Source organism: Dietzia sp. DQ12-76 (genome assembly GCF_014145045.1).
In the GTDB taxonomy this organism is placed as follows: domain Bacteria; phylum Actinomycetota; class Actinomycetes; order Mycobacteriales; family Mycobacteriaceae; genus Dietzia.
On the sequence record NZ_JAALDV010000424.1, the window covers coordinates 1 to 4,069 of the forward strand.

The 4,069-nt window shown below is 69.2% G+C and carries 6 protein-coding genes and 1 tRNA gene; 2 read left to right on the plus strand and 5 right to left on the minus strand.

What is annotated here, in order from left to right:
* On the plus strand, nucleotides 1-472 hold a 472-nt coding region (locus tag G6019_RS13845), incomplete at its 5' end, for a non-canonical purine NTP pyrophosphatase (RefSeq protein WP_182627817.1).
* A gap of 6 nt (nucleotides 473-478) precedes the next feature.
* Here G6019_RS13845 and G6019_RS13850 read toward each other — a convergent pair.
* Together G6019_RS13850 and G6019_RS13855 are read right to left on the minus strand one after the other, a co-directional pair.
* A complete protein-coding gene (locus G6019_RS13850; RefSeq protein ID WP_107756006.1) occupies nucleotides 479-853 on the minus strand; it encodes a DUF3817 domain-containing protein in 375 nt (124 codons plus the stop codon).
* Entirely contained in the window at nucleotides 850-1,395 is a 546-nt protein-coding gene (locus tag G6019_RS13855; protein ID WP_107756007.1) for a hypothetical protein, read from the minus strand. The genes G6019_RS13850 and G6019_RS13855 overlap by 4 nt, the downstream gene beginning before the upstream one ends.
* A 58-nt stretch (nucleotides 1,396-1,453) precedes the next feature.
* On the opposite strand from G6019_RS13855, the gene G6019_RS13860 reads away from it, so the two are divergent.
* Nucleotides 1,454-1,535: transfer RNA gene (locus G6019_RS13860), tRNA-Leu, on the plus strand.
* 33 nt (nucleotides 1,536-1,568) lie between these two features.
* On the opposite strand, the gene G6019_RS13865 is transcribed toward G6019_RS13860, so the two are convergent.
* The 3 genes from G6019_RS13865 to G6019_RS13875 all read right to left on the minus strand — a co-directional run bounded on the left by G6019_RS13865 (nucleotide 1,569) and on the right by G6019_RS13875 (nucleotide 3,879).
* Entirely contained in the window at nucleotides 1,569-1,958 is a 390-nt protein-coding gene (locus tag G6019_RS13865; RefSeq protein ID WP_107756008.1) for a CBS domain-containing protein, read from the minus strand.
* Between the two features lie 89 nt (nucleotides 1,959-2,047).
* The gene (locus G6019_RS13870) at nucleotides 2,048-2,398 is read right to left on the minus strand and encodes a P-II family nitrogen regulator (RefSeq protein WP_107756009.1); all 351 of its coding nucleotides are present in this window, start codon (nucleotides 2,396-2,398) and stop codon (nucleotides 2,048-2,050) included.
* A complete protein-coding gene (locus G6019_RS13875) occupies nucleotides 2,395-3,879 on the minus strand; it encodes a DUF1538 domain-containing protein (RefSeq protein ID WP_182613447.1) in 1,485 nt (494 codons plus the stop codon). The genes G6019_RS13870 and G6019_RS13875 overlap by 4 nt, the downstream gene beginning before the upstream one ends.
* Between the last annotated feature and the right edge of the window lie 190 nt (nucleotides 3,880-4,069).

The following is a 4,069-nucleotide window of genomic DNA, read 5'->3' on the forward strand; positions in this document are numbered from 1 at the left end:
GTCCGGGTGGATGGCGACGGGCCTGGCGTGCCTGGCCGACGACTCCGGGCTGGCCGTGGACGCGCTGAACGGGATGCCGGGCGTGCTCTCCGCTCGCTGGGCGGGCCGTCACGGCGACGACGCGGCCAACAACGCGCTCCTGCTCGCACAGCTCTCGGACGTGCCCGACGAGCGTCGCGGCGCGGCCTTCTTCTCCAGCTGCGCGCTGGTGTACTCGGCACGGGATTCGGCGCCGTCGACGGCCACCCTCATGACGCGGGTCGTGGAGGGGCGCTGGGCCGGACAGGTTCTGCGGGAGCCCCGGGGCGAGCGTGGATTCGGTTACGATCCGCTGTTCCTGCCCGAGGGCTCGGACCGCTCCGCCGCCGAACTCACAGCGGAGGAGAAGGACGCCGACTCCCACCGCGGTCGGGCCCTGCGGGCGCTCGTGCCGGCGTTGCGGGAGCTCGCCGAGCGCGGGATGCGGAGCTGACCCGGTTCAGACCGCATATTCGGCCCTGACGTCCCGGGTTCGTATGTGCTCGAACCAGAACGACAGGAACGGGACCGTCCCGGCCAGGGCGGTCAGCAGGGTGCGGGAGGCCGGCCAGCGGGCCTTGATGGCCAGGTCGAGCGTCATGAACAGGTAGAAGATGTAGAAGACGCCGTGTGCCTGTCCGATGTAGGTGAACCAGTCGGGGGCGTCGGAGGAGTTCTCGATGATCAGGTACTTGTAGATCATCTCCACCGTGAGGACCAGCAGCCACACACCGGTGATCCACGCCAGTGCGCGGTACCGGGCGAGCGCGCCACGGATCTTGCCCCCGGGGTCCGGCTTCCGGTGGTCGGTCTCCGGGGTGGCGTCAACGGTCATGAGTCGGTTCTCTCCTGGTGACGGTCGCCGGCGGCCGCGTCCCGGCGGGCCAGTTCGGCGAGGTATGAGTTGTAGGCCTCCAGCCCCTCGTCGCGGGTCGGTACCTCAGCGACGGGGCGTCGGGTGGGGAGGAGGTCGGCGGGGATCTCGGTGACGGCCCGTTCCCGCCGACGCGCACCCCGGCGAGGGGGCGTACCGCCGGGGGGAGCGCCGACCTCGTCGTCGTCACCCTCACCGCCCGCATCCTCGGCGGCACCGGCACCGGCCGTGTCGGCTTCGTCCGCCTCCAGCCGCACATACTTCAGATAGGCGTATACGAGGAAGCCTGCCAGGAACGGCCACATGAAGGTGTAGCCGAGGTTCTGGACCGTGCCCGTGGCCTCCTGGTAGCGGTCCAGCTGCCATAGGCCCATCCCCAGGCAGAAGATCGCACCGAGGACGACGAAGGCGATCCACGAGGGGCGGTGCCTGACCTTGGCGGAGACCGGAGGACCGGAGGCGGCGTCGCCTCCGACCGGGCGGGTGCTCAGGCTGTCGGACACCCCTCAACGATACCGCCGACGGCGCGGTAAGCTCACCTCGCCCGGTACCCCCGGGCAGGCGCCCGTGGCGGAATTGGCAGACGCGCTGGATTTAGGTTCCAGTGTCTTCGGACGTGGGAGTTCAAGTCTCCCCGGGCGCACTTACGGCCCGCGACCCCGTCGAGCCGGCCCCGTCAGTCGAGGTCGTCGATCAGGCGCGCGAGGATGTCGTTCATCGTGAGCAGTCCGATGAGCTCGTTGCCGCGGACCACGACCAGGCGGTTGAGGTGGTACCGGCTCATCATGGCGGCGGCCTGGTTCACCGACAGGTCCTCACCCACGGAGATGGCGGGCTTGACGGCGGCGTCGTACACGTTGAGCAGGTCGACGTCGCCCTCCTCGACGATGATGGCGCGCAGCAACTCGTTGTAGCTGAGCAGGCCGTAGGCGTCGTGGGGGTGCTGGCGTTCCACCACGAGGCTCTTGACCCGATTCGCGCGCATCGTCGACAGCGCCTCGCGCAGGGTGGCGAACGGGGAGATGGTGATCACCTCGGGGACCATGACCTGCGTGACGGTGAGCATGGGGGACCTCCTGTGGGGTCGTACGGTCGGGATGGGGCGGGCAGGGGCGGGGTGCTGCGTGGCGGGGTCGAGCGGGCGGCGGGCGTGGCTCAGGTGTCCTCCCGGCGCATGTACTCCTCGAACTTGACCAGTTGTCGGGGGTCGATCCCCGTGAGGTGCTCGATGGGGACGTTGAAGGCGATGCCGCGGGAGTTGTCCCCGTCGACGAGGACCTCGTGCAGCGCCTTGAGGATCGGGGTGGCCAGGTGGGTGCCCACGACCATGAGCAGCACCGACTGGGACCCCTCGAAGGTCAGGCCGAAGAACGTCTTCTTCTGTTGCCCGCCGATGCCCTTACCCTCCAGGATCGTCACCCCGGTCGCGCCCGCGCGTTGCGCGACCTCGATGGCGGGGTCCTCCAGTTCGGGAGGGGCGATCACTACGACGGCCGTGAATTTCATGACGCTTCCTTCTGCAGACGAGGGATTTTCTCGAGGACGATGGCATAGAGCAGGACGGAGATGATCGGGAAGATCGAGGCGAAGGCGATCAGCCCGAAGCCGTCGATCAAGGCGCTGCGGCCCTCGATCGCGCTCGCCAACCCGATGCCCAACGCGGTGACCAGCGGCACGGTGACCTCGGAGGTGGTCACCCCGCCGAGGTCGAAGGCCAGGGCGACGATGTACTTCGGGGCCACTGCCAGCAGGACGAGGACCGCGGCATAGGAGACCATGATGAAGTAGTGCAGCGGCCCGCCGGTCAGGATGCGGAACACCCCCAGGGCGATCCCGACCGCCACCCCGGTGGCCACGACCAGGCGGATGGCGGTCGCGTTGATCCCGGCCGGTGAGACGTTCTCCGCCTGGTCTGCGACGGCGACCAGGGCAGGCTCGGCCATCGTGGTGGCGAACCCGATGAGCAGGGCGAACAGCAGGATCAGGACGGGGATGTCGCGGTCGATCAGCTGCTCCGCCATCTGGGTGCCCAGGGGGAAGAGTCCCATCTTCAGGCCCACCACGAAGGCGTAGAGACCCACGAGCACCATGACGAACCCCACGGCCACGCGCAGCGGGTGGGACAGCTTGCGGCGCAGCGCCACGTATTGGAAGAACAGGACGACGATCACCATGGGAGCCACGTCGCGCACCATCTCGGCCAGTCCCACCACGTGTTCCAGCCAGAGGTGCGTCCCGCCGGTCTCCTCCGCCCCGGTGGTGGGCGTGCCGCCGCCACCGCCGAAGGTGTAGACCCACATGCCGTAGAGCTGCACCCCGATCATGGGCACCATCACGCACAGCGCCACCAGGCCGAAACCGTCGGTGAGCGCGCTGCGGCCCCGGATCGAGTTGGCCAACCCGATCCCGATCGCGGCGATCAGCGGCACCGTCACGACGTTGGTGGTCACCCCGCCGGAGTCGAAGGCCAGACCCACGATCTCCGGCGGCGCCACGAACGTGGCCACCAGGACCACCACGTACCCGCCGATGAGGATTCGGTGGACCGCCCAGCCCCGCAACACGCGCAGGATGCCCAGGACCAGGACGAGGCCGACGGACACGGCGATGACCACCCTCAGGACGACGCCGTCGATGCGTCCCTCACTGATCAGTTCCGCCTGTCCCGCGACCGCGATCAGGGCCGGTTCGGCCACGACCGCGGCGAATCCGATGGCGAAGCCGAAGGTGAGGAGCAGTCCGAGCGCACCACGGCGGGTGAACTGGTTGGCGAGGTTCTTGCCCACCGGGAACACGCTGAGATCCAGGCCCTGGAGGAACAGGGCTATCCCCACACCCACGATCAGCAGACCCGCGACCAGCTGCACGGGGTCCTCGGGCATCCGGCGGAAGACCAGCAGCTGGAAGGCCGCCACCACGACCACGATGGGCAGCAGATTCCGCAGGGCCTTCCGGAACTCCTGGGCGAAGTGGCGGAGATGCTCCATTGAGGCTGGCGTCCTCTTCCCGGGTCTGGTCGACAGGCGGCCTGGCGTCCAGTCTGACGCACGACCCCCGGGGCGTCCACGAATCGGCGGCGCGACGGTGGCCGGGCCCCCGGGGCGGGGCTCGCTCACCCGCGGCTCACCGTTCACGTCACCGGGGTCGTGGTGAGCGCAGCGCGGCGACGACCGTGGC

What these genes read in the sequence shown, in the direction of transcription:
- G6019_RS13875 (WP_182613447.1), bottom strand. Translation starts at nt 3,879, where the DNA reads ATGGAGCATCTCCGCCACTTCGCCCAGGAGTTCCGGAAGGCCCTGCGG.
- G6019_RS13865 (WP_107756008.1), bottom strand. Translation starts at nt 1,958, where the DNA reads ATGCTCACCGTCACGCAGGTCATGGTCCCCGAGGTGATCACCATCTCC.
- G6019_RS13850 (WP_107756006.1), bottom strand. Translation starts at nt 853, where the DNA reads ATGACCGTTGACGCCACCCCGGAGACCGACCACCGGAAGCCGGACCCC.
- G6019_RS13870 (WP_107756009.1), bottom strand. Translation starts at nt 2,398, where the DNA reads ATGAAATTCACGGCCGTCGTAGTGATCGCCCCTCCCGAACTGGAGGAC.